Origin of the sequence: Microbacterium barkeri (assembly GCF_027921765.1) — a bacterium.
GTDB classification, from domain to species: domain Bacteria; phylum Actinomycetota; class Actinomycetes; order Actinomycetales; family Microbacteriaceae; genus Microbacterium; species Microbacterium barkeri.
On the sequence record NZ_BSEJ01000016.1, the window covers coordinates 1 to 22617 of the forward strand.

Annotated in this window: 25 protein-coding genes and 1 rRNA gene; 15 read left to right on the forward strand and 11 right to left on the reverse strand. The window is 68.5% G+C overall.

Translation table 11 applies throughout. From position 1 onward, the window contains the following. Positions 1-95 (forward strand): 5S ribosomal RNA (gene rrf / locus PKE79_RS14165); the annotation flags it as partial. Between the two features lie 82 nt (positions 96-177). Here the strand turns inward: rrf and PKE79_RS14170 are convergent. Next, positions 178-906: an NRDE family protein gene (locus PKE79_RS14170; protein ID WP_271174358.1), complete on the reverse strand. Its 729-nt coding sequence runs from the start codon at positions 904-906 to the stop codon at positions 178-180. Positions 907-959: 53 nt separating this feature from the next. Here PKE79_RS14170 and coaBC point away from each other — a divergent pair, with 53 nt between their 5' ends. Next, complete coding sequence (gene coaBC, locus PKE79_RS14175; RefSeq protein WP_496401199.1) at positions 960-2192, forward strand: bifunctional phosphopantothenoylcysteine decarboxylase/phosphopantothenate--cysteine ligase CoaBC; 1233 nt, start codon at positions 960-962, stop codon at positions 2190-2192. Between the two features lie 5 nt (positions 2193-2197). Here the strand turns inward: coaBC and PKE79_RS14180 are convergent, their stop codons facing one another. Beyond that, a complete protein-coding gene (locus PKE79_RS14180; protein ID WP_271174360.1) occupies positions 2198-2494 on the reverse strand; it encodes a DUF503 domain-containing protein in 297 nt (98 codons plus the stop codon). 103 nt (positions 2495-2597) lie between these two features. Here PKE79_RS14180 and PKE79_RS14185 point away from each other — a divergent pair, with 103 nt between their 5' ends. After that, positions 2598-3158, forward strand: a complete 561-nt coding sequence (locus PKE79_RS14185) for a hypothetical protein (protein WP_271174361.1) — start codon at positions 2598-2600, stop codon at positions 3156-3158. A gap of 3 nt (positions 3159-3161) precedes the next feature. On the opposite strand, the gene PKE79_RS14190 is transcribed toward PKE79_RS14185, so the two are convergent. Continuing rightward, positions 3162-3944: a siderophore-interacting protein gene (locus tag PKE79_RS14190; RefSeq protein ID WP_374727750.1), complete on the reverse strand. Its 783-nt coding sequence runs from the start codon at positions 3942-3944 to the stop codon at positions 3162-3164. Between the two features lie 146 nt (positions 3945-4090). On the opposite strand from PKE79_RS14190, the gene PKE79_RS14195 reads away from it, so the two are divergent. The 4 genes from PKE79_RS14195 to PKE79_RS14210 all read left to right on the forward strand — a co-directional run bounded on the left by PKE79_RS14195 (position 4091) and on the right by PKE79_RS14210 (position 7938). Next, positions 4091-5095, forward strand: coding sequence for a siderophore ABC transporter substrate-binding protein (locus PKE79_RS14195; RefSeq protein WP_271174363.1), 1005 nt, complete (start codon positions 4091-4093; stop codon positions 5093-5095). A gap of 65 nt (positions 5096-5160) precedes the next feature. Further along, positions 5161-6147 carry an ABC transporter permease gene (locus tag PKE79_RS14200; RefSeq protein ID WP_271174364.1) on the forward strand — a complete coding sequence of 329 codons (987 nt, stop codon included), beginning with the start codon at positions 5161-5163 and terminating at the stop codon, positions 6145-6147. Next, a complete protein-coding gene (locus PKE79_RS14205) occupies positions 6140-7186 on the forward strand; it encodes an iron chelate uptake ABC transporter family permease subunit (RefSeq protein ID WP_374727749.1) in 1047 nt (348 codons plus the stop codon). The genes PKE79_RS14200 and PKE79_RS14205 overlap by 8 nt, the downstream gene beginning before the upstream one ends. Continuing rightward, positions 7183-7938, forward strand: a complete 756-nt coding sequence (locus PKE79_RS14210) for an iron ABC transporter ATP-binding protein (RefSeq protein ID WP_271174365.1) — start codon at positions 7183-7185, stop codon at positions 7936-7938. The genes PKE79_RS14205 and PKE79_RS14210 overlap by 4 nt, the downstream gene beginning before the upstream one ends. 1 nt (position 7939) lies before the next feature. On the opposite strand, the gene PKE79_RS14215 is transcribed toward PKE79_RS14210, so the two are convergent. From PKE79_RS14215 to PKE79_RS14225, 3 genes are read right to left on the reverse strand one after another with little or no spacing between them, the layout of a single operon-like run. Continuing rightward, positions 7940-8134 carry a hypothetical protein gene (locus PKE79_RS14215; RefSeq protein ID WP_271174366.1) on the reverse strand — a complete coding sequence of 65 codons (195 nt, stop codon included), beginning with the start codon at positions 8132-8134 and terminating at the stop codon, positions 7940-7942. 18 nt (positions 8135-8152) lie between these two features. Continuing rightward, positions 8153-9136: a DNA-3-methyladenine glycosylase family protein gene (locus PKE79_RS14220; protein WP_271174367.1), complete on the reverse strand. Its 984-nt coding sequence runs from the start codon at positions 9134-9136 to the stop codon at positions 8153-8155. A gap of 47 nt (positions 9137-9183) precedes the next feature. Next, complete coding sequence (locus tag PKE79_RS14225) at positions 9184-9903, reverse strand: winged helix-turn-helix domain-containing protein (protein ID WP_271174368.1); 720 nt, start codon at positions 9901-9903, stop codon at positions 9184-9186. A 461-nt stretch (positions 9904-10364) separates the two neighbouring features. Here PKE79_RS14225 and PKE79_RS14230 point away from each other — a divergent pair, with 461 nt between their 5' ends. The 5 genes from PKE79_RS14230 (at position 10365) to PKE79_RS16710 (ending at position 13339) form a co-directional block, all read left to right on the forward strand. After that, positions 10365-10652, forward strand: a complete 288-nt coding sequence (locus PKE79_RS14230; RefSeq protein ID WP_271174369.1) for a GNAT family N-acetyltransferase — start codon at positions 10365-10367, stop codon at positions 10650-10652. After that, positions 10649-11089, forward strand: coding sequence for a pyrimidine dimer DNA glycosylase/endonuclease V (locus tag PKE79_RS14235; RefSeq protein WP_271174370.1), 441 nt, complete (start codon positions 10649-10651; stop codon positions 11087-11089). Before PKE79_RS14230 ends, PKE79_RS14235 begins: the two co-directional genes overlap by 4 nt. A gap of 10 nt (positions 11090-11099) precedes the next feature. Then, positions 11100-12071 (forward strand): SDR family oxidoreductase, encoded by a 972-nt coding sequence (locus PKE79_RS14240; protein WP_271174371.1) that lies wholly within the window; start codon positions 11100-11102, stop codon positions 12069-12071. 157 nt (positions 12072-12228) lie between these two features. Next, complete coding sequence (locus PKE79_RS14245; protein WP_271174372.1) at positions 12229-12615, forward strand: PNPOx family protein; 387 nt, start codon at positions 12229-12231, stop codon at positions 12613-12615. A 91-nt stretch (positions 12616-12706) separates the two neighbouring features. Further along, entirely contained in the window at positions 12707-13339 is a 633-nt protein-coding gene (locus PKE79_RS16710; protein WP_369015240.1) for a DNA cytosine methyltransferase, read from the forward strand. Here PKE79_RS16710 and PKE79_RS14250 read toward each other — a convergent pair. Continuing rightward, positions 13272-14333 carry a LacI family DNA-binding transcriptional regulator gene (locus PKE79_RS14250; RefSeq protein ID WP_271174373.1) on the reverse strand — a complete coding sequence of 354 codons (1062 nt, stop codon included), beginning with the start codon at positions 14331-14333 and terminating at the stop codon, positions 13272-13274. The genes PKE79_RS16710 and PKE79_RS14250 overlap by 68 nt on opposite strands. 118 nt (positions 14334-14451) lie before the next feature. Between PKE79_RS14250 and PKE79_RS14255 the strand changes: the two genes are divergently transcribed. Beyond that, the gene (locus PKE79_RS14255) at positions 14452-16299 is read left to right on the forward strand and encodes a beta-L-arabinofuranosidase domain-containing protein (RefSeq protein ID WP_271174374.1); all 1848 of its coding nucleotides are present in this window, start codon (positions 14452-14454) and stop codon (positions 16297-16299) included. On the opposite strand, the gene PKE79_RS14260 is transcribed toward PKE79_RS14255, so the two are convergent. The 4 genes from PKE79_RS14260 to PKE79_RS14275 all read right to left on the reverse strand — a co-directional run bounded on the left by PKE79_RS14260 (position 16271) and on the right by PKE79_RS14275 (position 20160). Next, positions 16271-16876 (reverse strand): hypothetical protein, encoded by a 606-nt coding sequence (locus PKE79_RS14260; protein WP_271174375.1) that lies wholly within the window; start codon positions 16874-16876, stop codon positions 16271-16273. The two genes, PKE79_RS14255 and PKE79_RS14260, sit on opposite strands and share 29 nt — an antisense overlap. Positions 16877-16878: 2 nt before the next feature. Further along, the gene (locus tag PKE79_RS14265; RefSeq protein ID WP_271174376.1) at positions 16879-17790 is read right to left on the reverse strand and encodes a carbohydrate ABC transporter permease; all 912 of its coding nucleotides are present in this window, start codon (positions 17788-17790) and stop codon (positions 16879-16881) included. Then, entirely contained in the window at positions 17787-18710 is a 924-nt protein-coding gene (locus PKE79_RS14270) for a carbohydrate ABC transporter permease (RefSeq protein ID WP_271174377.1), read from the reverse strand. The genes PKE79_RS14265 and PKE79_RS14270 overlap by 4 nt, the downstream gene beginning before the upstream one ends. A gap of 67 nt (positions 18711-18777) precedes the next feature. Continuing rightward, the gene (locus PKE79_RS14275; RefSeq protein ID WP_271174378.1) at positions 18778-20160 is read right to left on the reverse strand and encodes an extracellular solute-binding protein; all 1383 of its coding nucleotides are present in this window, start codon (positions 20158-20160) and stop codon (positions 18778-18780) included. Between the two features lie 187 nt (positions 20161-20347). Between PKE79_RS14275 and PKE79_RS14280 the strand changes: the two genes are divergently transcribed. Together PKE79_RS14280 and PKE79_RS14285 are read left to right on the forward strand one after the other, a co-directional pair. Then, entirely contained in the window at positions 20348-21874 is a 1527-nt protein-coding gene (locus PKE79_RS14280) for an alpha-N-arabinofuranosidase (protein ID WP_271174379.1), read from the forward strand. Positions 21875-22122: 248 nt separating this feature from the next. Further along, a complete protein-coding gene (locus PKE79_RS14285) occupies positions 22123-22602 on the forward strand; it encodes a DUF1998 domain-containing protein (protein WP_271174380.1) in 480 nt (159 codons plus the stop codon). Positions 22603-22617: the final 15 nt, after the last annotated feature.

Sequence of the window (22617 nt, forward strand, 5' to 3'; positions counted from 1 at the left end):
AAACGCCCGGCCACATTCCGAACCCGGAAGCTAAGCCTCTCAGCGCCGATGGTACTGCAAGGGGGACCTTGTGGGAGAGTAGGACACCGCCGGACTTAACCTGAACGAAAGGCCACCCAACGCCGGGTGGCCTTTCGTGCATCACACGGCACTCACGCGAACACCGCTTCGCGGCAGTCAGCCGCGCGGCGGCTCGAAGCTCAGCGGAGACCACTCGCCCGCGTGGCGCAGCTCGGCGTACCGCACGTCGGTCGTCTGCGCGGAGACCGATGCCACGCACGCCAGGAGAGACTGCGTCGGGTAGCCGTGCGGGCGGTTGTCGCGGATGATCGCGCGGTCGTCCTCCGGGCTGAGCTCGGCGCTCTGCGCGAGCACGGTCAGCCATGGGTCCCACCATCCGCTCGCATCGCCATCCGTCGGCGCGGCCTCGAAGGCCGCGTGCCACGCCGCGATGCGCGGCGTGGCCGGGTCGTCCGCATCGGTGTGCGCGATCATGTGCGTGCCGGGGGACAGGCGTTCGCGTCGCAGCTCCTGCCCGTCCCACGAGACGATCGACGCGCCCTCTCCATCGACCTCGACGAGGTTGAAGCCCAGGGTGCGGAGCTCTCCTCGCGGGGTGGCGCCGTTGACCGCGTCGAGCACGATTCCCCCGCGCGAGGCGATCTGAGCGGCGGGGAGATCCGGTCCGCCGGCGCGGTTGAGCAGCACGGCGAGGCGGCCCGGCCGGGCTGCGAGCCATGCGCCTCCTGCGAGGCGATCCTGCACGCCGACGACGTCCGGCAGCTGCGGCCACCACGGGCCGAGCGGGTTCCACGGGCGAGCCGGGTCCTCGTCGCGCACGGCGAGAAGGCGGATGGGCTCGGCGGTGGCGCCGGGCTCGGGAATGCGGATGACGACGGTGCACATAGCGATCCCGTTCAGCCTAGGGCCGTGCGGAGGGGTGCCGGGCGGCCAGACGGATGGGAGAATCGCACTCGATGAACATCGTCGTGGGAGTGTCCGGCGGCATCGCCGCGTACAAGGCCGTGCACCTCGTGCGGCTGCTCGTGAAGGACGGGCACGACGTGCACGTCGTGCCCACCGCTGACGCGCTGCGCTTCGTCGGTCTGCCGACCTGGGAGGCGATCAGCCGCCATCCGGTGACGACATCCGTGCATGAGGACGTCGCGAGCGTGCGCCATGTCGCGCTGGGCCAGGCGGCCGACCTCGTCGTCGTGGCGCCTGCCACCGCGAACACGCTCGCGCGGATGGCCGCGGGCATCGCGGACGACCTCCTCGGCACGACGCTGCTCGCGACGACGGCGCCGGTCATCGTCGCCCCGGCCATGCACACGGAGATGTGGCGGCATCCCGCCACGGAGGCGAACGTCGACACCCTGCGCCGCCGCGGCGTGCTCTTCGTCGGCCCGGAGTCGGGGCAGCTCACGGGGGACGACGTCGGGCCGGGTCGGATGGCCGAGCCCGAGCGGATCCACGAGGCTCTGCGCGCGATCCTCGCGCGACGCCAGGATGCCGCCGGGCTCCGTATCGCCGTCTCCGCGGGTGGGACGCGCGAGCCCATCGACCCCGTCCGCTTCCTCGGCAACCGCTCGAGCGGTCGCCAGGGCGCGGCCATCGCGATCGCGGCCGCCGATCGCGGGGCTGAGGTGACCGCGGTGCTCGCGCATGTGGACGAATCCGTCCGGAGCGCCCTCGAGGGCCACCCCGGCATCCGGGTGCGCGTCGCCGGCACGGCCGCCGAGCTCGCCGCGGAGATGCGCGAGGTGGCGCCCGGCGTCGATGTCGTGATCATGGCCGCGGCGGTCGCCGACTACCGCGTCGCGTCGGTGTCCGAGAGCAAGCTCACGAAGGAGGCGGCCGGCGGCGTGCCCCCGACGCTCGAGCTCGTCGAGAACGAGGACATCCTCGCGGGACTGGCCGCCGACCGGAGGCCGGGCCAGACGGTCGTCGGCTTCGCCGCCGAGACGCCCGCGGAGGGGGAGACCCTTCTCGAGCGCGGGGTGCGGAAGCGTCGACGGAAGGGCGTCGATCTCCTCGCGGTGAACGCGGTCGGATGGTCGGAGGGCTTCGAGCAGGCCGACAACGCGCTCACGATCATCGACGCGCAGGACCAGGTCGCGGCATCCGTCACCGGCTCCAAGCGCGAGGTCGCCGATGCGCTGATCGACGCCATCCTCGCCGTGCGGAGCTGACCCCCTCAGTCGTCGCTCGAGTGCAGTCCCCGTCGGACGGACAGGAGCGTCACCTCGGGGTGCTCCTCCGCGAGTACGCGCTCGGCGCGGTCGAGCACGTCGCGCACGTGCGCGAGGTCGGCGCCCACGACCGAGAGCCCGATCGCGGTCCGCCGGTGCAGGTCGTGCGCACCCACCTCCGCGGCGGCGGCCGCGGTGCGGCGGGAGAGGTTCGCGATGAGCGGCCGGATGACGCTCCGCTTCTCCTTGAGGGAGTGCACGTCACCCAGCAGGACGTCGAACTCGACCCAGCCGATCCACATGGCGCCAGTGTCGCATGGCCGCCTCGGCGCGCGTGAGCGCGCAGCGGATGGATCCACCCGAGATGTCCGGGATATCGCCAGCGACGCGGCGTAGGCTCCGCGCATGAGCAGCACCTGGATCGCGCAGCCCACGGTCGACGACGCCACGGTCACGGCGAGCACAGGGCGCGGATGGGACGAGTGGGTCGCCCTCATCGACGCCGGCCCGGGCCCCGAGGCCGGGCACACGGCGATCGCCCGCTGGCTCGTCGACGCGCACGCGGTCGACGCGTGGTGGGCGCAGTCCGTGACCGTCGGCTACGAGCGCATCCGAGGGCTGCGGCTGCCGGGGCAGATGCCCGACGGGACGTTCAGCGTCTCGCGCAGCCGGCGTCTCCGCGTGCAGGCCGACACCCTGCGCGACGCGCTGCTCGATGACGCGCTGCGGCGCGAGCTGCTCGGCGAGGTCGAGACCGAGCTGCTCTCGCGGCCCACGGCGAAGAACCTGCGCTTCCGCGTCACCCACGAGGGCATCGAGACGGGGATCGTGGCGTTCACCGCGGAGGACGCGGGTGACGGCACGCGCCTCACGGTCACGCACGAGAAGCTGCCCACGCCCGAGGAGGCGGAGTGGTGGAAGGCGCACTGGGCCGAGTGGCTCGACGGAGTCGGCTCGAACCCGTGAGCCTCAGTGCGCGGCGTGGTACGTCGCGCCGCTCTCGTCGGCCTTCCAGTAGCCCTTGACGACGATGCGCTCGGGGTCGAGCGACCAGCGGTCGACGGCGAGCGAGCGCCCGGCCTTGACGACCGCCTGCTCGGCGGCGATGAACGCGAAGACGTCGCCATCGGGCCGGTCGGCCTCGGTGAGCTGGTCGAGCCGGGAGATGAGCGCCGATGTCGGGCGGGCGCCGTCCCGATGCACGTACTCCACGGCGACCGGTGCATCGATCCGCACCTCATGCGCGGCATCCGCGACCTCCACGAGCACGCGGGCGCTCGCGCCATCCGGGATCGCCGCAGCGTAGCGGCGGATCTGCGGGATGGCGGTCTCGTCGCCCGCGAGGAGCCACGCGTCGGGCGCGCCGTCGATGCGCAGCGTGCCGCGCGGGCCCCCGACGCCGAGCAGCGAGCCCATCGGGGCGCCGGCAGCCCACACGCCCGCGACGCCCTCGTCGCCGTGCACGGCGAACTCGAGGTCGAGCCAGTCCTCGCCCCACCGCAGCGGGGTGAACTCGCGGCTGGGCGCTTCGCGCATCTCCGCGACGCTCGACGGGGCGCCGTCGGGGAAGAAGATGCGGATGTGGTCGTCGTGGCCGAGGCCCTCGCCGAAGCCCGCGAGATCGTCGCCCTGAACACGCACCCGGACGTAGTCCGGACCGATCCACTCGCGGGAGGCGAGCCGTGTGAACCGGAAGCGGAGGTCGACGCGCGAGCGCTCGAGTGCGAAGCGGGCGTCCGTGGAATTCGACAAGTGCATAAGACTTAGGTTAGCCTTCCTCCGATCCGGTTAGGTTCGGCTTACCTGAATCGAGCGTCCCGAGGAAGAGCGGCGCTCCCGGCATCGTCCCCCACGAGACCGCGGATGACACCGCGCTCTCCGACCCAGGAGGCACCGCTATGTCCACGACCCGTCCGATCGCCGCGCTCTCGCTCGTCGCGGCATCCGCCCTCGCTCTCGCCGGCTGCGCTTCGGCCGCCGATGACAGCGCCGAGGCCGTGCCCGAGGAGTCCGCGGCCGCCGAGCCGACCTCGGTCGAGGTCGAGGACAACAACGGCACGCAGACGGTCGCCGTCCCGCCGACGTCGGTGGTCGCGACCGACAACCGCACGTTCGAGACGCTCGCCGACTGGGGCATCGAGCTCTCCGCCGCCGCCGTGTCGCTCATGCCCGAGACGATCCCGTACACGACCGACGACGCGATCGTCGACCTCGGCACGCACAACGAGCCCGACCTCGAGGCCGTGGTCGCGGCCGAGCCCGACCTCATCGTGAACGGTCAGCGCTTCGCGCAGTACCACGACGACTTCGCGGCGCTCGCGCCGGACGCGACGATCCTCGAACTCGACCCGCGCGAGGGCGAGCCCTTCGACGCGGAGCTCAAGCGCCAGGTCGCCGTGCTCGGCGAGGTCTTCGGCAAGCAGGCCGAGTCCGAGGAGCTCGCGGCCGACCTCGACGCTGCGATCGAGCGTGTGAAGGCCGCCTACGACCCGGCCGACTCGGTGATGGCGGTCATCACGTCGGGCGGAGAGATCGGGTACTCCGCGCCGGGCAACGGCCGCACGCTCGGCCCGGTGTTCGACATCCTCGGTCTCACCCCCGCGCTCGAGGTCCCGGAGTCGAGCGAGGACCACCAGGGCGACGACATCTCCGTCGAGGCGATCGCCGACTCGAACCCGGACTGGCTCCTCGTGATGGACCGTGACGCGGCCGTCGCCGCAGACGACCCGGAGTACACGCAGGCGGCCGAGGTGCTCGAGGACTCCGAGGCGCTCGCCGGGGTCACCGCCGTGCAGGAGGACCAGATCGTGTACATGCCCGCCGACACGTACACGAACGAGGGCATCCAGACGTACACGGAGTTCTTCAACGACTTCGCCGACGCCCTCGAAGCGGGCGCGTGATCCGACACGGCTGAACCGGTGGCGGGCCCGCAGGACGCGGGCCCCCCGTCGACGCAGAGGACCCCATGACTCAGGCCATCCCCACCGCGGCGCCCGCGCGCCGCAGCCGTCTCTTCGACGCTCGGCTACTGATCGGCGTCGCCGTGGTCGCGGCGCTGCTCGTGCTCTCCCTCTTCGTCGGCGTCTACGACGTGCTCGGCGCCGACGACGGCGCCGAGATGTTCGCGATCACCCGGATCCCCCGGACGATCGCCCTCGTGCTCGCGGGCGCGGCGATGGCGATGTGCGGCCTCGTGATGCAGCTGCTCACGCAGAACCGCTTCGTCGAGCCCACGACGACGGGCACGACGGAGTGGGCGGGGCTCGGCCTCCTCGCGGTCATGGTGCTCATCCCCGACGCGAGCATTTTCACGCGGATGGTCGGCGCGGTCGTCGCCGCGTTCGTCGGCACGATGGTCTTCTTCCTCTTCCTGCGCAGGGTCTCGCTCCGGTCCTCGCTCATCGTGCCGATCGTCGGGATCATGCTCGGCGCCGTGGTCGGCTCGGTCTCCATGTTCTTCGCCCTGCAGACCGACATGCTGCAGAGCCTCGGCGTGTGGTTCGCGGGCAGCTTCACCTCCGTCCTGCGCGGTCAGTACGAGCCGCTGTGGGTCGTCCTGGCGGTGGGGATCGCGATCTTCATCGCCGCCGACCGCTTCACGGTGGCGGGGCTGGGCGAGGAGGTCGCGACCAACGTCGGCCTCGACTACAACCGCATCATGCTCCTCGGAACCGCCCTCATCGCGGTCGCAACGGGCGTCGTGACGGTGGTCGTCGGCAACCTGCCCTTCCTCGGGCTGATCGTGCCCAACGTCGTGTCGATGGTCCGCGGCGACGACCTGCGCAGCAACCTGCCGTGGGTCTGCCTGCTCGGCATCGCGATCGTCACGGTGTGCGACCTCGTCGGGCGGACGATCATCATGCCGTTCGAGGTGCCGGTGTCCCTGATCCTGGGTGTCGTCGGTGCCGCCGTCTTCATCCTCCTTCTCCTGAGGCAGCGTCGACGTGGCTGACACCCGAACCGTCCTCGCTCCCGCAGGCGCCGCGGTCCGCCGCAGCGCCGCGCCGCTGCCGACCCTCCGCGCGCGGCGCCGCTACGCCATCCTGCTCGCGGTGCTCGCCGCGCTCGCGGCCGGCGCCGCGTTTGGACTGCTCGCGTGGGACAACCCGATGCCCGTCGGCTCCGAGGGGTTCTGGCGCATCGCGAACCTCCGCGCGACGAACCTCGTCGTGCTGTCCGTCGTCGCGGTGTGCCAGGCGATCGCGACGGTGACGTTCCAGACGGTCACCGAGAACCGGATCATCACCCCGTCGATCATGGGCTTCGAGTCCCTCTACACGGCCGTGCAGACATCTGCGGTCTACTTCCTCGGCGCGGCCGGCGTGGTCGCGCTTCAGGGCGTGCCGCAGTTCCTCCTGCAGGTCGCCCTCATGGTCGGGCTCTCGCTGCTGCTCTACGGATGGCTGCTGTCGGGGCGGTACGGAAGCCTCCACATCATGCTCCTCGTCGGGATCGTCATCGGCGCGGGCCTCGGCTCGGTCTCGACCTTCATGCAGCGGCTGCTTACGCCGAGCGAGTTCGACGTGCTCGCGGCCCGCCTGTTCGGGAGCATCGCGAACGCCGACGCCTCCTACCTGCCCGTGGCCCTCCCGCTCGTGGGCCTCGCGGTGATCTTCATCCTCGCGAACGGCCGCCGGCTCAACGCGATCGCCCTCGGCCGCGACCTGAGCACGAGTCTCGGAATCGACCACCGACGCGAGGTCATGCGGATGCTGTTCTTCGTGTCCATCCTCATGGCGGTCTCGACGGCCCTGGTCGGTCCGATGACGTTCCTCGGCTTCCTCGTCGCAACGCTCGCGTACCAGTTCGCCGACACGTACGACCACCGCCTCGTGTTCCCGGTCGCCGCGCTGACCGGCTTCGTGGTCCTGGCCGGGGCGTACTTCGTCATGAAGAACGTCTTCGCCGCGCAGGGCGTCGTCTCGATCATCATCGAGGTCGTCGGCGGGACCGTCTTCCTCTTCGTCATCCTCAGAAAGGGCAGGCTGTGATCTCGCTCACCGGCGTCCGCAAGGACTACAGCACCGAGGTCGCGATCGGCCCCGTCGATCTGCAGATCCCCGAGGGCGGCATCACGGCCCTCGTCGGGCCGAATGGCGCGGGGAAGTCGACGCTCCTCACGATGATCGGCCGCCTGCTCGGCATCGACGAGGGCAGCATCGAGATCGCGGGCTGCGACGTCGCGAGCACGGCCTCGAAGGACCTCGCTCGCATCGTCTCGATCCTCCGCCAGGAGAACCACTTCATCACGCGGCTGACCGTGCGCCAGCTCGTGTCGTTCGGGCGATTCCCCTACTCCAAGGGGCGTCTGACGCGGGCGGACGAGGAGATCATCAGCCGGGCGATCGACTTCCTCGATCTCACGGCGCTCGAGAACCGCTATCTCGACCAGCTCTCCGGCGGTCAGCGGCAGCGCGCCTACGTGGCGATGGTGCTGTCGCAGGAGACCGAGTACGTGCTGCTCGACGAGCCGCTCAACAACCTCGACATGCGCCACTCCGTGCAGATGATGAAGCAGCTGCGGCGCGCGGCTGAGGAGCTCGGGCGGACGATCGTCATCGTGCTGCACGACATCAACTTCGCGGGCCACTACGCCGATCGCATCTGCGCGGTCAAGGACGGCAGGGTCGTCGAGTTCGGCACGCCCGACGAGATCCTCACCGACGAGGTGCTGACACGCGTCTTCGACACCCCGGTGCAGGTGGTGGCTGGCCCGAACGGGCCGCTCGCGGTCTACTACTGACCTACAGCTCGATGCCGTGATCCTCGTCGTTCACGCCCTGGTTGCGCCCGCGGCGCGACTCGAACGACATGAAGAGGATGAGCCCGACGACGAGGCCGAGCACGATGCCGAGGCCGACGTTGCCCAGGATCAGCCCGACGATGATGGCGAGCGCGAGCACGCCGAGGGCGATGAGCAGGGTGCGGCCGCGGGTCATGCCACCATCATGCCGCGCTCAGCGGTCGCGGTGGTCCTCCATGTGCAGGCGCGGCGCTCGCCGCGGCTCGCTCGCGCCGGACGTGAGGATGAGGCGGATGACGCGGTAGCGCTGCCCGCGCCAGGGTTCGAGCAGCTCGAGCATGCCGTCGTCGTCCGTCCGGCAGCCGGTGAGCGCGTACCCGACCTGATGCGCGAGATGGAAGTCGCCCACGCTCACGGCGTCCGGGTCTCCGAGCGCGCGGATGCGCGTCTCGGATGCGGTCCAGAGGCCGATCCCGCGGATGGCCGTGAGGGCGCGGTCGCGACCGTCGCCATCCGCGGCGGCGAGCACCGCCCGCACGAGCGAGGGTCCGCGTCGGGCCGCCTCGACGATGGTGCGCGCCTGCGGCGGCTCGAGCCCTGCTCTGTGCCATGCCCACGACGGGATGAGCCGCCAGCCGTCGATCGAGGGCGGCGCGAACAGGGGCCGCGGTGTCGGGCCGGGGACGCGCTCGCCGAACCACGTGACGAGGGCGCGCCAGGCGCCGAACGCCTGCCGCAGGGTCACCTTCTGCTCGGTGATGGACTGCGCGAGCGCGTCGAAGAGCAGATCGCTGCGCGCGATGCGGAGGCCGGGGTGCCGCCGGTGCGCGTCCGCGATGAGCGGATGGGCGCGTGCGTCGAAGTCGCCGTCATCGTCGAGCGCGCCGCAGAGGGCGGGCACCTGGGCGATCGCCCACGCGCGCCCCGGGCCCCAGGCCGCGGCGCGCACCGCGCCATCCGCCGTCTGCCGCAGCGCCGTGCACGCGATGCCGTCGGGGGTGCGCGTCGCGCGCCAGACCACGCCGCGGTCGAAGGCCTGCGCCGGATCGCCCGGGCCGCGCTGCAGCACGGCGACCGTCGCGTAGAGGTCGAGAGGGCGCCGCGGGCGGTAGACCGTCTCGAGGCGCGGGCCGGGGTCGGGGCGCGGGTCGCGCTCGCGGGTCGCGAAGCGCGACTCGAGCGCGGCCTGAGGGATCATGCCGCCACGCTACGCCCCGCACCCGACAAAGCGGTGCGCAGCGCGGGTCAGAAGCGGTCGGGCGACGGGGCGCCGGCGCCGTACCGGATGGTGACGTCGGCGTGGCGGTCGAAGCGGTAGCCGACGCCGCGCACGGTGCGGACGATGTCCTCGTAGCGCCCGAGCTTCGCGCGCAGGCGGCGCACGTGCACGTCGATGGTGCGCTCGCCGGGCACGTCGTCCTCGCTCTGCGCTTGCCACAGCGACTCGACGAGCTCGGTGCGCTCGATCGTGCGGCCCTCGCGGAGGACGAGGTACTGCAGCAGCTCGAACTCCTTGAACGTGAGGGCGGCCGACTCGCCGTCGAGCAGGACGCGCTTGCGCGAGATGTCGACGACGACGCCCTCGGCCTGCTCGGGCTCGGCCTGCTCGGGCTGGACGCGGGCGACCGCACCCGGCTCCTTGAGGGCGAGGCGGACGACGTCGACGTCGCGGCCGCCCGCGTTCTGCGGAGCGAGCGCGACGGCCGCGTACGTCTCGGCGCTGGGGGAGAGCTCCGCGATGGTGCGGCGGAGCGCCTCGACGATCGTCGAGAGCGAGACGCCGTCGGCGACGGCCTTGGCCTCGTCGAGCCCGACGTAGAGCGCGAAGCCGCGGGGCGAGACGCCCGACTGCGGGCCGGTCTGCGGCGCCTCGGCGGGGGAGGGGACGGCACGGAGGTGGGTCGGACGGGCGGTGGGAGCGGCGGGGCGGACGGTCGCGGGGCGCTCGAGGAGGGAAGCAGACATGATGATGGAGTCCTTCTGCGGGGGAACCCGGTGGGTTCGGTCGTGCTGAGGTGCGGCCGGATCGGCGGTGATCGCCTGATCGTGAGCTCGGCCGGTGCCGGATGCGGCGGTGTCGAAGCTGCCGGTGTGATCGGAGCTCGGGGGCGTTGCGACCATGGGGGTCTCGCTGTGCCCTGGCGGTGCTGCTGAGGGGTTATCCGACGTCAGCTGCACATTCGACAGCACGTGACAACACAGCCGGCCATCATCATGCCGGCAGTCCCGTTCGCCTCCCAGGCGGACAAGGGCTGTGTGCTGTCAGTCATGTCGCCGATTATGTCCGGGCGTGTCGGGGTGTGTCAAACGGAGTCCAGATGTGACGGTCTGCGTGAAGAAATGTGACGGATGTGCGCGCCTGAGAGCCTCCCGGCAGGGCGATCTGCACGCGCCGTGATGTCGGTGGGTGGGCGTACTCTCGGAGGGTGACCGAGCTCCACTTCACCCACGCACCCGAGGCGTCGCGCTACGAGCTGCGGCGGGGCGACGACCTCGTGAGCATCCTCGACTACCGCGACAACGGGCGCACGGTCGCGCTCACGCGCGCGTACACGAATCCGCGCTTCCGAGGGCACGGCTACGCCGCGGTCGTGACCGAGCGCGCCGTCGCCGACATCGAGTCCCGCGGCGATCGGCGCGTGCTGCCGGTGTGCTGGTACGTGGCCGAGTGGTTCGCGGAGCATCCCGAGCGCGCCGGCCTGCTCGCTTCGTGAGGCTCTGGACGCTGCACCCCTCGCTCCTCGATCGGCAGGGGCTCACCGCCGTCTGGCGTGAGGGGCTGCTCGCGCAGGCGGTGCTGCTGGGGCGGACGAAGGGGTACACCGCGCACCCGCAGCTCGACCGCTTCCGCGTTCACGCGGACCCGGAGGCAGCGATCGGCGCCTACCTCGCCGGCGTGCAGGAGGAGGCGACCCGCCGCGGCTATCGATACGACGCCGAGCGCATCGCGGTCCCGCCGCACGGCGAGGTCGAGGCGATCCCCGCGACCGCGGGCCAGCTCGAATTCGAGTGGGGTCATCTGCTGCGCAAGCTGGCCATCCGCTCTCCTGCGCTCCATGAGGCGCATGCCGCGCGCCTCACGCGCGACAGCCATCCGCTCTTCGTGATCGTGCCCGGCGACGTCGAGCCCTGGGAGCGCGGGCGGGAGTAGCGTGGCGTCCATGCGCATCCTCCTCATCGGCGGCACCGGCAACATCAGCTCGTACGTGACAGAGGAGGCGCTCGCGCGCGGGCACGACGTCACCGTGCTGAACCGCGGGAAGAGCGAGGTGCCGGAGGGCGTGCGCTCGCTCGTCGGCGACGCGGGTGACGCCGCATCGATCGAGCGCGCGGTCGGCGCTGAGACGTTCGACGTCGTCGCGAACTTCCGCAGCTTCTCTCCGCAGCAGGTGGCCGACGACATCCGGATCTTCGAGGGTCGGACGGCCCAGTACATCTACATCTCGAGTGCGTCGGCGTATCAGAAGCCGATCGCGCAGCTGCCGATCGTGGAGTCGACGCCGTTGCGGAACCCGTTCTGGCAGTACTCGCGCGACAAGATCGCGAGCGAGGACCTGCTCGTGGCGGCGTACCGCGCGTCGGGCTTCCCGATGACGATCGTGCGGCCGAGCCACACGTACGGTCCGTCGCTCATCCCGCTCGAGGGCAAGTGGACCGCGCTGCAGCGCATCCTCGACGGGCGGCCGATCGTCGTGCACGGCGACGGCACGAGCTGGTGGACGCTCACCCACTCGCGCGACTTCGCTCGGGCGTTCGTCGGGCTGTTCGGCAATCCGCACGCGCTCGGGCAGGCGGTGCACATCACGAGCGACGAAAGCCTCACGTGGGATGAGATCGCCCGGCTTCTCGGCCGCGCGCTCGGTCGCGAGCCGGAGATCGTGCACGTGGCGTCGGACGCGATCGCGCGCGAGCTTCCCGAGATGGGCCCCGGGCTCGTGGGCGACAAGGCGCACTCGGTGATCTTCGACAACACGCGGATCAAGCAGCTCGTGCCCGGATGGACGGCGACGACGCCGTTCGCGGAGGGTGCGCGCGAGATCGTCGAGTGGCATCGAGCGGATCCGTCGCGTCAGGAGGTGGACGCGGAGCTGGACGCCGCGTTCGATCGGCTCATCGCGAAGCACGGGGCGTAGGGGGCGGGGCCGTCGCCCCCGGTCGTTGAGCGTTCGCCCCCCTCGCGGTCGTTGAGCGAGCGAAGCGAGTCGAAACGCGGCGCGCCGACCTCGGGACCTTCCTCACGCTGGTCTCCGCGCGTCGAAACGTCGCAAGATGGTCCCGGAAGGGATTCCCATGACCCGCATGAAGTCGTCGTTCCTTAAGGTGCTCAACCGCACCCTCAACCCCCTGACTCTGCGCGCGGCGCGGAGCGGGCGGGGTCCGTTCTCGCTCATCGAGCATGTCGGACGGCGCTCGGGTCGGACCTTTGAAGCGCCGCTGATCCTCGCGCGCGTGCCCGAGGGCTTCGTCGCCGAGCTGACGTACGGCCCGCAGGTGAACTGGTACCGCAACGTCGTCGCGGGCGGCGGGCGCGTGCTGCATCGGGGGGAGTGGTTCGAGATCACTTCCGTCGAGCCGTACGGCGTCGAGGAGGGGCTCAAGGCCTTCGGCCCGCCGGCGTCGTGGCTGCTGCGATTGTTGCGGAAGCGGGAGTTCCGGCTGCTGCGAGTGTCCGCGTGAATGTCCGACCTCGCTCCTAACGTGGGACTTGCCCAGAATGGCTGCGAGCCGCCCGCGGGCAGGACAAGTACGATCGCTGAGGGAGCGTGACATGGCGAGGTACTCGGTAGTAGAGGTGTGTGCGGGTGCGGGCGGTCAGTCGCTCGGCTTGCACAAGGCAGGATTCGACCACGCGATCGCGATCGAGATCGACGAAACCGCTGCCGAGACTCTTCGCACGAATGGCGGATGGCGCGTCGAAGTCGGTGACGTCGCGGACCCGGCCGTTTGGCGGCCGGAGGAGTTCGAAGGGGTAAGCCTCTTCGCTGGCGGCGTTCCGTGCCCGCCGTTCTCGGTCGCCGGCAAGCAGCTCGGTTCATCGGATGAGCGTGACCTCTTTGCTTGGGCCATCGAGCAAGTCGCAGTGTTGAGGCCGCGAGCGGTGATGCTCGAGAACGTTCGAGGGCTGTCTGGACCGCGTTTCTCCGCCTATCGGCAGCGAGTGCTGGACAGGCTCAGCGATCTTGGCTATGTCGGAGGATGGCGGCTGCTCCAGGCTTCCGATTTCGGAGTACCGCAGCTGCGGCATCGTGTTTCTCGTGGTGATTCTCTCCCCACACAAGCACTCGCATCACCGGTCGCTCACCACTCCGTCTCCTCTGGGATCAAACTTTCGCTCAGACAATGCCGTCCCGTCCGGTCTCACGGGTCGATTCCCGCATCAGCACGGACGACGGCGTCATGACGATTCGACGCTCACTGTCGGGCTCGGGGTCCTCCATGCGAGCGATTAGCAGCGAAGCAATCGACTCCGCCATCGCATCGTTCGATGGATCGATCGTCGTCAGCCGCGGCACGGAGTACTCCCCGATCTCCGTCGCGTCCCAGCCGATCACCTGGACGTCTTCGGGAATCCTGACGTCGTGGTCGCGCAGGGCACGGATCGCTCCCAAGGCTGCGGCATCCGTCAACGCGAAGATCGCGTCCAGACCGGCATCCGTGTCCAGAAGACCGGCCGTGGCCTGATAACCGTCACGGTGCGTCCATCCACTCTCGACAACGAGAGCGGGGTCGATGGGAACACCGGCCTCCTCCAGCGCGGCTATATAGCCGCGCGTGCGCAGTTCGGGCATGCCGTCGTGATCGGCGATGCGTCCGCCGATGAGCGCGATCCGGCGAGCACCGGTCGCCAGAAGATGAGACGTAGCCAGACGCGAGCCGGCGATATTGTCCATCAGCACATGGTCGTACTGCCGCGAGAACGCACGTTCGCCGATGAGCACGACGGGTTTGCTCGGGCTCACTCGATCGAGGTCTTCGGCCTCCCCCTTGGCCACCGTCAGGATCAGGCCGTCATACCCCTCGAGGTGGGCGTCGTTGAGCGAAGCCAGCTCGGCTTCGACGGCCTCGACGGTGCGCTCGACGACGAGATGGATGCCGCGCGCTCGGAACGCGGAGAACAACCGTTCGGCGAGTTCTCCGTAGTACAGCGACGCCACAGCGGGAACCGCGAGGCAGACCACGCCGGTGCGTCCTTTGCGGAGCGACCTCGCAGACGTGTTCACGCGATAGCCCAGGAGCGCTATGGCGCTCATGACACGCTCGTGCGTCTCGCTGCTCACCTTGCCATCGCGATCGTTGATGACATTCGAGACCGTCATGATCGACACATCAGCCTCGCGCGCGACATCGCGCATGGTCGTCTTGCGCGCGATGGCGCCCGATTCCGCTGACGGCACGACTCTCCCTCCGACCCGCGAATCCTACTCCGGCAGGCAAACTCCTGAGCCGACGGAGGCACCCGGGAGCGGCTGTGGTTTTACGTTACACTAATGCTCGAACACCGAGAGGACCGCAATGCAGCACACGTCCCTGAAACCCGCCGACATCCGGCTTCTCCCAGGCCTCTTCGACAAACGTCGCTCTCTCAATCGCGACTACCTGTTGTCGCTCCGGGTCGACAATCTCTTGCAGAATTTTCTGATCGAGGCGGGGATCGGCGACCAGGCCTGGCATCTGCATCCCTCTTCGGCCGACCCGCGGGATCGCGGCCTGGACCGTCACTGGGGCTGGGAGACGCCCGGCTCGCTTCTTCGTGGTCACTTCCTCGGCCATTGGATGTCGGCGGCCGCGCGCGAGATCGCTGCTACGGGTGACCGGGCACTGCGCGTCGCCCTCGATGACGTGCTGCTCGGGCTGGAGCGGTGTCAACAAGAGAATGGTGGCGAGTGGGTCTTTGCCACGCCGCGAACTTATCTCGACCGGCTTGCGCGCGGACTCAGCGTGTGGGCGCCGCAATACGCCATCCACAAGACACTCATGGGCCTGGTCGACGTTTATCGCGACCTCGGAGACGAGTCAGCCTTGCGCATCGCGGATCGTGCTGCCGACTGGATACTCCGCTGGGCGGCGTCCTTCGACGACGATTCGTTCCAGGCGATCCTGGACGTCGAGACGGGCGGAATGCTCGAGGTGTGGGCCGACCTGCTCGCGATCACCGGCGACGCGAAGTACACGACCCTGCTCGGTCTCTACTATCGACGCTCGCTGTTCGACCCCCTTCTGGCAGATGAAGACGTCTTGACCAACATGCATGCCAACACCAGCATCCCCGAGATACTGGGCGCGGCCCGCGCGTACGAGGTGACCGGCGAGGACAAGTGGCGTACAGCCGTCCTCGCGTACTGGAACTGGGCCGTGCCGCGTCGAGGCACGTTCTGCACCGGCGGGCAGACCTCGGGCGAGATCTGGACGCCTCCGTTCGAATTCGCCGCGCGCCGAGGAGAGAAGACTCAGGAGCACTGCACCGTCTACAACATGATCCGGCTCGCGGATGTCATCTTCCGCTGGACCGGAGAGACGTCGTGTCTGGACTACATCGAACGCAACATCTTCAACGGCGTCCTCGCGCAGCAGCACCCTCGGTCCGGCGCGGTGGCATACTTCCTCCCCCTCGAAGGCGGGGCGCAAAAGAACTGGGGAAGCGCCACCGAGGACTTCTGGTGCTGTCACGGAACGCTCGTCCAGGCACACACGCGTCACAGCCAGTGGGCGTTCTATGCCGCCGAGGACGATGCGCTCGTCATCGCGCAGTTCATACCCTCCCGCGCGCAGGTGACCGTCGCCGCGCACGTGCTGGACGTGCGGGTCGAGCTGCTGGAGACGGCGATGCGTGTCGGACCGGATGCGAACGCCGGTCAGGCCGGCGCCCGTCACCGCCCCGATCGATGGCTCGCTCGCGTCACGATCCGTTCCGACGACGGCGCGGCGGCACCGGTCCGCATCCGGATTCCGGAGTGGGTTGCCGGCGAAGTCGGCGTCCAGGTGAGCGAAGGGACATCGGTTTCGCTGGCGGATGGCTTCGCGCACGTCGGACACCGCGGCGGTGACACCGTTGTCGAGCTCAGCCTGCCCACCGCCCTTCGCAGCATTCCGATTCCCGATGAGCCGAAGACCGTTGCCTTCGCGTCCGGGCCCGTGGTGCTCGCCGGACTCGTGGATCACGAGCCGTCGCTGTCTGCGCGCGGCTCATCGCCCGAGTCGATCCTGGTGCCCGACAACGAGCGTCAATGGACCCAGTGGCTGCTGCGCTATCGCACGGTCGGCCAGGCGAGATCGATTCGCTTCCTTCCGCTGCACGAGATCGAGGATCAGCGGTTCAGCGTCTACTTTCCGATCACGGACGCGCAACCGGCGCACGCGTGAGATCGGCGCCGGCGCGCTCGAGACGGCGCGCCGCCGAAGCGGGTATCGCCGCGGCGTTCGCGACGACCGCCCCGAGGACGGGGACCACGAGGACTGGGAACAGCGCTGCCGCAGCGACGGCGATGATCGACAGGCCGACGTGGGCGAGGCCTCGGACCGGTGCCAACACGGCCAGCCGTCCCGCACTCCGCGCCAACCGCCGGGCGGATGACCGGCCGGTGAGAGCACACGCGATGAACGGGGCGGCGAACACCGCAGCGGCGATCAACGTCGTGCCGATCCCGCGGCTGAGGGCACCCTCGGTCCTCCCCTCCGCTCCGAAGTCGATGGTCACCAGAAGAAGTCCCCACGCGGCGAGCAGAATGAGCAGCGCTCCCGCGATCGATCCACGAACCCACGCGTCACGGGTTGTCGACAGAACCGCCCTCAGCGCAGGGACGAAACCGCCGTGGTTCGCTGCGGCGATTCCCGCAGCGATCGCGACGGGCAGCGTGACGACCGGCAACGCGAGAACGAGAACGATCGCACCCCAGAAAGCCCAGTCGGCGAGATGGGCGAGTGTGCGATTGAGTGCCACGCTCAGCCCTTCAGCCCCGTCAGCGCGACACCCTCGATGATGTGCCGCTGAGCGAAGAAGAAGAGGACGACCACCGGAAGAATGACGATCAGGGTGGCGGCCATCAGGTAGCCCCAATCCGACGTGTACGTGCCCGTGAACGACGCCAGCCCCTGGGACAGCGTGTAGTTCTCTTCGCTGTTCAGGTAGATCACGGGTCCGAGCAGATCGTTCCACACGAAGATGGTGGAGAAGATCGCCACCAGGGTCAGGGGTCCCTTATTCAGGGGCAGGATCACGCGCCAGTACACCGTCCACGGACTCCCGCCGTCGACGTAGACGGCGTTGTCGAGCTCTATCGGTATCTGCAGGAAGAACTGCCTCAGCAAGAAGATGTTGAAGCCCTGCCCGGCCGCGAAGAATGCCGGTGCCGTGAGAGGCACGAACGTGTCGACGAACCCGAGCCACTGCCAGCCGATGAAGCTCGGCACGAGCGTGACCGCCCACGGCAGTAGCAGGCTCGACAGAAGCAGACCGAACACGATTCGCCGACCCGGCCACACCAGACGTGAGAAGGCGAATGCGGCGGCCGACGTGGAGAGCAGCGTTCCGACGACCACCAGAACCGCGATCGTCAGGGTGTTCAGGAAGTACCTGACGAACGGTGCCGCCTCGAAGGCGCCGGAATAGTTTGACCACGTGATGGGATCGGGAATCCACTGGGGCGGGAAGGTGAAGATCTGCTCGTCGCTCATCAGCGAGCTGCGCAGAAGCCAATAGAAGGGAAGCAAGCACGTCAGGCCGACGCCGATGAGCAGGACGTAGACGACGACGGTCGACCACCGCCGGCGCGGTCGCCCGCGACGGCGCGTGGGCCGGGAGTCCTCCTCCATCTGAGTCAGAGCATCGATGTCGACGACTTCGCGAACGCTCATTTCGCCTCCGCCTCATAGAACACCCAGTGGCGGGCAGTCCGGAACAGGATAACCGTGACCACCAGGACGACCAGGAAGAGAATCCAGGCGAGCGCGCTCGCGTAGCCCAGGTTTCCCAGCTTGAACGCTTGACGGAACAGGTAGAAGACGTAGAACGACGTCGCGTAGTTCGGGCCACCGTCGGTCATGACGTACGCGGTGTCGAACGCCTGCAACGCGGCAATCATCCCCGTGATGAGATTGAAGAGGATGATCGGGCTCACCTGCGGAATCGTGACATGCCAAACCCGTCGGATCGGGCTTGCCCCGTCCATCTCCGCGGCCTCGAGCAGCTCGCGCGGAACCCCTTGGAGGGCGGCCAAGAAGATGAGCGCCATGTTCCCGAAGGCCCATGCGCTCATGATGGCGAGCGACGGCACCGCGGTCGCCTCGTCATAGATCCAGCGCAGCGGTGGGAGACCGACGAGCTTCAGAAGGGTGTTGGCGAGACCGCTGTCGGGGGCGAAGATCCACAGCCAGAGGACGGCCGACGCCACGGGGGGCACGAGGACGGGCAGGTAGAAGACGGTGCGGAAGATTCCACGCCCGCGGCCGGCCCGATTCAGCAGGGCGGCGACGAGGAAGGCGACGACGACGCTGAGGGGGACGGCGAGCGCCGCGAAGTAGGCGGTCGCGCGCAGGGATTTCCAGAAGACGTCGTCCTGCAGCATCGCACCGTAGTTGTCGAGCCCGATGAACTCGGGCTCGCCCCCGATCGTCCAGTCCGTCATTCCGACGAAGAACGACGCGACCATCGGGCCCGCGATGAAGACGACGAACCCGATGACCGCGGGGAGCGCGAAACCCCACCCCCAGACGGCCTGAGTACGAGCCAGTCCAGTCGAACGCAGTCGTCGACCTCGTCTGGCGACAAGAGTCATGGTTGGCTCCTCTCGAGACCGGCACAGACGCCGGTCGGCGGATCACTCGACCGCGAACAGCACACGGTCACAGCGTGTCGAGATACGCGCCCTGCATGAGCGGGTTGACAGCCTCAGCCATCGCCTTGCACGTGGCACGAACGTCGGTCTTCTCCGACACGAATGTGGTCAAGAACCCCGCGATTGCCGCGTCGATCTCGGGCCAGTTCTTGATGCGGAAGTCCGGGTACGTGAACTGGTTGTCGAACGCCATGTCGGCCACTGCCGCGCGATAGCCGGCCGGGTGGTCGTCGTTGTCCATCCATCCCGCGCGGAGTGCGTCGTCCGTGTAGAACTTCTCGAGCACCGGCATCCACAGACCCTGCTCGAAGAGCGGAACCTGCGCCGGGTCCGACAGCTGGAGCAGTAGTTGCATCGCGTCCTCCTTGTTGTCGGAACTCGAGAAGACGCCGTTCGCGTTCGACATCGTGGCCGTCCATGCCCCCTGTCCGAAGGAGGGGGCGATGCCGACGTCGAATTGGAACCCCTTCTCCTTGCGAATGGGATTGAGGTCCATCAGCGTCCACTGTCCGTCGAGGTTCATGGCGACGCGGCCGCTTGCGATCGATCCGCTGATCTCGCCCATCTGTGCTCCGTTGGGCGAGACACGGTGCTCGAAGATCATGTCGTTGATCGCCTGGAAGACGGCGATGGCCTCCTCCGTGTCGAAGAAGCACCGCGTTCCTTCGGCATCGAACATATCCACACCGGCGGTCTTCAGCAGTACGGAGTAGGGCGCGAGCCATGTCGGCGAGCCGAAGCCGTACCGCTCGACGCGATCCGCATTGAACCCGCTCTCACTGGGGTGGCGCCCTTCGTCGTCGACGGTAAGCTTGTCGGCGAGAGCGATGAAGGCATCCCACCCCATGACCTGATCGGGCGTCGTCGGCAGAGCATCCATGCCCACCTCACGCAGGGCCGCCTTGTCGTACCACAGCGCATATGCCTCCATGCAGATCTGGCTGACGGCCTTGTCGGGCTCGTAGTAGTGCACGACGCTCGGCATGAACTGATCGAAGTCGGGGTAGTCCAGCGCGTTGACCAGCTTGCCCTGCTCACCGAACCGCATCGCAGCGCCGGGGTTGATGTATCCGGCGTCCGGAGGGTTGGACCCGGCCACGAGGGTGTTCAGCTTCGTCTCGTAGTCGGTGACCGGGATGTTCTGCGCCTTCGGCGTGAGGCCGACGCTCTTTGCGAACGTCCTCACAACATCCGTCACCGCGGTCTTCTCCGGCCCGTTGCCCCAGAAGGTGAAGGTCAGTGTCTTGGCGTCGTTGTAAGGCGACGAGCAGGCAGCGAGCCCGAAGGCGGCTCCGGCTGTCGCAGCCATGCCGAGGAACGCGCGTCGGGTGGTCTGGTGCTGGGCGAGCTGAGCGAGCGGGCCGAGCTGGGCAGGCGATTGCGTGGCCAACTGATACTCCTTTGCATCGTTGAGCGACTCGGTCGCTGTCGCGCTCCGGGATTTCGGACTCGCGAGGTGAAGGGTTGGTTTGACGATACACTAACCACCACTGCGGCGCGTGTGCAAGCGTTCGGAGCCATGGGAATGTATCGATAAAGTATCGAGGCATCGCCGCGATGAATGATGAGGGAGAACTATGAGCGAGTCCGCACGTGCCGTGGTTGATCTGGATGCGCCCGGCGCCACGATCAGCCGCCATCTCTATGGCCATTTCGCGGAACATCTGGGCCGTTGCATCTACGGCGGGTTCTGGGTCGGGGAGGATTCGTCGGTGCCCCACACGAACGGGATCCGCAACGACGTCGTGGAGGCGCTGCGGCGGTTGGACATTCCCAACCTCCGCTGGCCTGGCGGCTGCTTCGCCGACGAGTATCACTGGCGCGACGGCATCGGTCCTCGCGAAGAGCGCCCTCGGATGGTCAACTCCCACTGGGGCGACATCGTCGAGGACAACGCGTTCGGTACGCATGAATTCATGCAGCTGTGCGAGATGCTGGGCGCGGAGCCATATGTCAGCGGAAATGTGGGCTCCGGCACGGTCCAAGAGATGAGCCAGTGGGTGGAGTACCTGACTCGTGACGACGACTCGCCCATGGCTGCGCTGCGTCGCCAGAACGGTCGGGACGAGGCGTGGCGCGTGCCGTTCTGGGGCATCGGCAACGAACCCTGGGGATGCGGAGGGCAGCTGCGTCCCGAGGCGTACGTCGAACTCGCTCGCCAGTACTCGACCTATCTGAGGGACCAGTCCGGGAACCGGCTGTACAAGATCGCGGCCGGAGCGGATGCCGGTGACTACGGCTGGACGGACGCCCTTATGAAGGGCATGGCCCGCAACGACGGCAAGCCGTTCTTCGACGCGATCTCCTTCCATCAGTACACGGTGCCCGGCAAGGGGTGGAGTGGGCGTGGGCGGGCGACAGAGTTCGACACGGCTTGGTATTACGAGACGCTCCTCACCGCCAAGCGCACCGAGGAGCGCATCCGCCGGCACTCGGATGTCATGGACGTCTACGACCCCGACAAGACGATCGGCCTCGTCCTCGACGAATGGGGAACGTGGTGGGATGTCGAGCCGGGAACCGTCCCGGGCTTCCTGTACCAGCAGAACACGATGCGTGATGCGCTCGTCGCGAGCGTGCACTTCGACGCGTTCCACCGCCACGCCGACCGCCTCGTCATGGCGAACATCGCCCAGACGGTGAATGTGCTGCAATCGGTTCTCCTCACCGACCCGGAGACGGACGAGCTGATCTTGACGCCCACGTACCACGTGTTCGAGATGAATCGTGCCCATCACGACGCGCGCGCCTTGGACGTGCGGATGCACGGAGTCGGTCGTCGGACGCTCGAGGACGGATCCGAACTCGACCTCCTGTCGCTCTCGGCTTCGACGAAGGACGACGAGGCGCTCATCTCGCTGTCGAACCTGGACGCGACGCAGTCCCACGAGGTGATGCTCGATCTCCGCGGCCGTCGCGTGGCGGGCAGCGCGGCGAGACTTCTCACCGGCGACACCGTGCAGGCCCACAACACCGCGGCGTCGCCGGACGCCGTCGGCGTACGCAGACATGCGATCCAGGAGGTCGCGAACGACTTCGGCCACGGCATCCGTATCGAGCTGCCCCCGCACTCCTACGCGACGGTCTCGCTTCAGCTCGCCTGACCGCTGGTCCTAGCCATCCGGATCCGCAGTGCGCGCGCCGCCAGCTCGTCCAGCAGTTCGAGTACGAGCTCGCCGGCAGCGGCATCCCAATGCACGCTCGTCGGCAGGCTCGTCGGAAAGACAGCGTCGACGGCGAGCGGACCGCCCGCGCGCCGGGCGAGGGGAACACGTACGGTCGTGGGACCTGAATGGCGCCAGACGGTGAGGTTCAAGCGCGAGCGGGGTCGATTCAGGTCAGGCAGGACGCCGTGGCGGAGAGCCACGGGCTCCAGCCGCGGGACATCTCGCCGCGATTGGTAATGCTCCACACCTTCGCGCATGTCCTCATCAATGAGCTCGTCTTCAGCTGTGGGTATAGTTCCGCGTCCCTGCGCGAGCGGCTCTCCGTATCGCACGCGCCGGGCAAGGAGATGGCGGCCGTGCTGATCTACACCGCAGCGGGCGATTCCGAAGGGACGATGGGCGGACTCGTCCGCATGGCGCGTCCCGAGAACCTTCTCCCAGTTGTGCGATCCGCAATCACCGACACGCGGTGGTGCTCGACCGACCCGGTGTGCATGGACGCCGGCGAAAAGGGCCAGGGAGTGAACTCCTGCAACGGCTCCGCCTGTCACGGGTGCGCGCTTCTCCCTGAAACGAGTTGCGAGGAGTACAACCAGTTCCTCGATCGAGCCCTGCTGATCGGTAGCTTCGTCAAACCCAACCTTGGATACTTCTCGTCCTTCTAACGCGCGTAAGGTGCG

What these genes read in the sequence shown, in the direction of transcription:
- PKE79_RS14170 (WP_271174358.1), bottom strand. Translation starts at nt 906, where the DNA reads ATGTGCACCGTCGTCATCCGCATTCCCGAGCCCGGCGCCACCGCCGAG.
- coaBC (WP_496401199.1), top strand. Translation starts at nt 960, where the DNA reads ATGGGAGAATCGCACTCGATGAACATCGTCGTGGGAGTGTCCGGCGGC.
- PKE79_RS14180 (WP_271174360.1), bottom strand. Translation starts at nt 2,494, where the DNA reads ATGTGGATCGGCTGGGTCGAGTTCGACGTCCTGCTGGGTGACGTGCAC.
- PKE79_RS14185 (WP_271174361.1), top strand. Translation starts at nt 2,598, where the DNA reads ATGAGCAGCACCTGGATCGCGCAGCCCACGGTCGACGACGCCACGGTC.
- PKE79_RS14195 (WP_271174363.1), top strand. Translation starts at nt 4,091, where the DNA reads ATGTCCACGACCCGTCCGATCGCCGCGCTCTCGCTCGTCGCGGCATCC.
- PKE79_RS14200 (WP_271174364.1), top strand. Translation starts at nt 5,161, where the DNA reads ATGACTCAGGCCATCCCCACCGCGGCGCCCGCGCGCCGCAGCCGTCTC.
- PKE79_RS14215 (WP_271174366.1), bottom strand. Translation starts at nt 8,134, where the DNA reads ATGACCCGCGGCCGCACCCTGCTCATCGCCCTCGGCGTGCTCGCGCTC.
- PKE79_RS14220 (WP_271174367.1), bottom strand. Translation starts at nt 9,136, where the DNA reads ATGATCCCTCAGGCCGCGCTCGAGTCGCGCTTCGCGACCCGCGAGCGC.
- PKE79_RS14225 (WP_271174368.1), bottom strand. Translation starts at nt 9,903, where the DNA reads ATGTCTGCTTCCCTCCTCGAGCGCCCCGCGACCGTCCGCCCCGCCGCT.
- PKE79_RS14240 (WP_271174371.1), top strand. Translation starts at nt 11,100, where the DNA reads ATGCGCATCCTCCTCATCGGCGGCACCGGCAACATCAGCTCGTACGTG.
- PKE79_RS14245 (WP_271174372.1), top strand. Translation starts at nt 12,229, where the DNA reads ATGACCCGCATGAAGTCGTCGTTCCTTAAGGTGCTCAACCGCACCCTC.
- PKE79_RS16710 (WP_369015240.1), top strand. Translation starts at nt 12,707, where the DNA reads ATGGCGAGGTACTCGGTAGTAGAGGTGTGTGCGGGTGCGGGCGGTCAG.
- PKE79_RS14255 (WP_271174374.1), top strand. Translation starts at nt 14,452, where the DNA reads ATGCAGCACACGTCCCTGAAACCCGCCGACATCCGGCTTCTCCCAGGC.
- PKE79_RS14265 (WP_271174376.1), bottom strand. Translation starts at nt 17,790, where the DNA reads ATGAGCGTTCGCGAAGTCGTCGACATCGATGCTCTGACTCAGATGGAG.
- PKE79_RS14270 (WP_271174377.1), bottom strand. Translation starts at nt 18,710, where the DNA reads ATGACTCTTGTCGCCAGACGAGGTCGACGACTGCGTTCGACTGGACTG.
- PKE79_RS14280 (WP_271174379.1), top strand. Translation starts at nt 20,348, where the DNA reads ATGAGCGAGTCCGCACGTGCCGTGGTTGATCTGGATGCGCCCGGCGCC.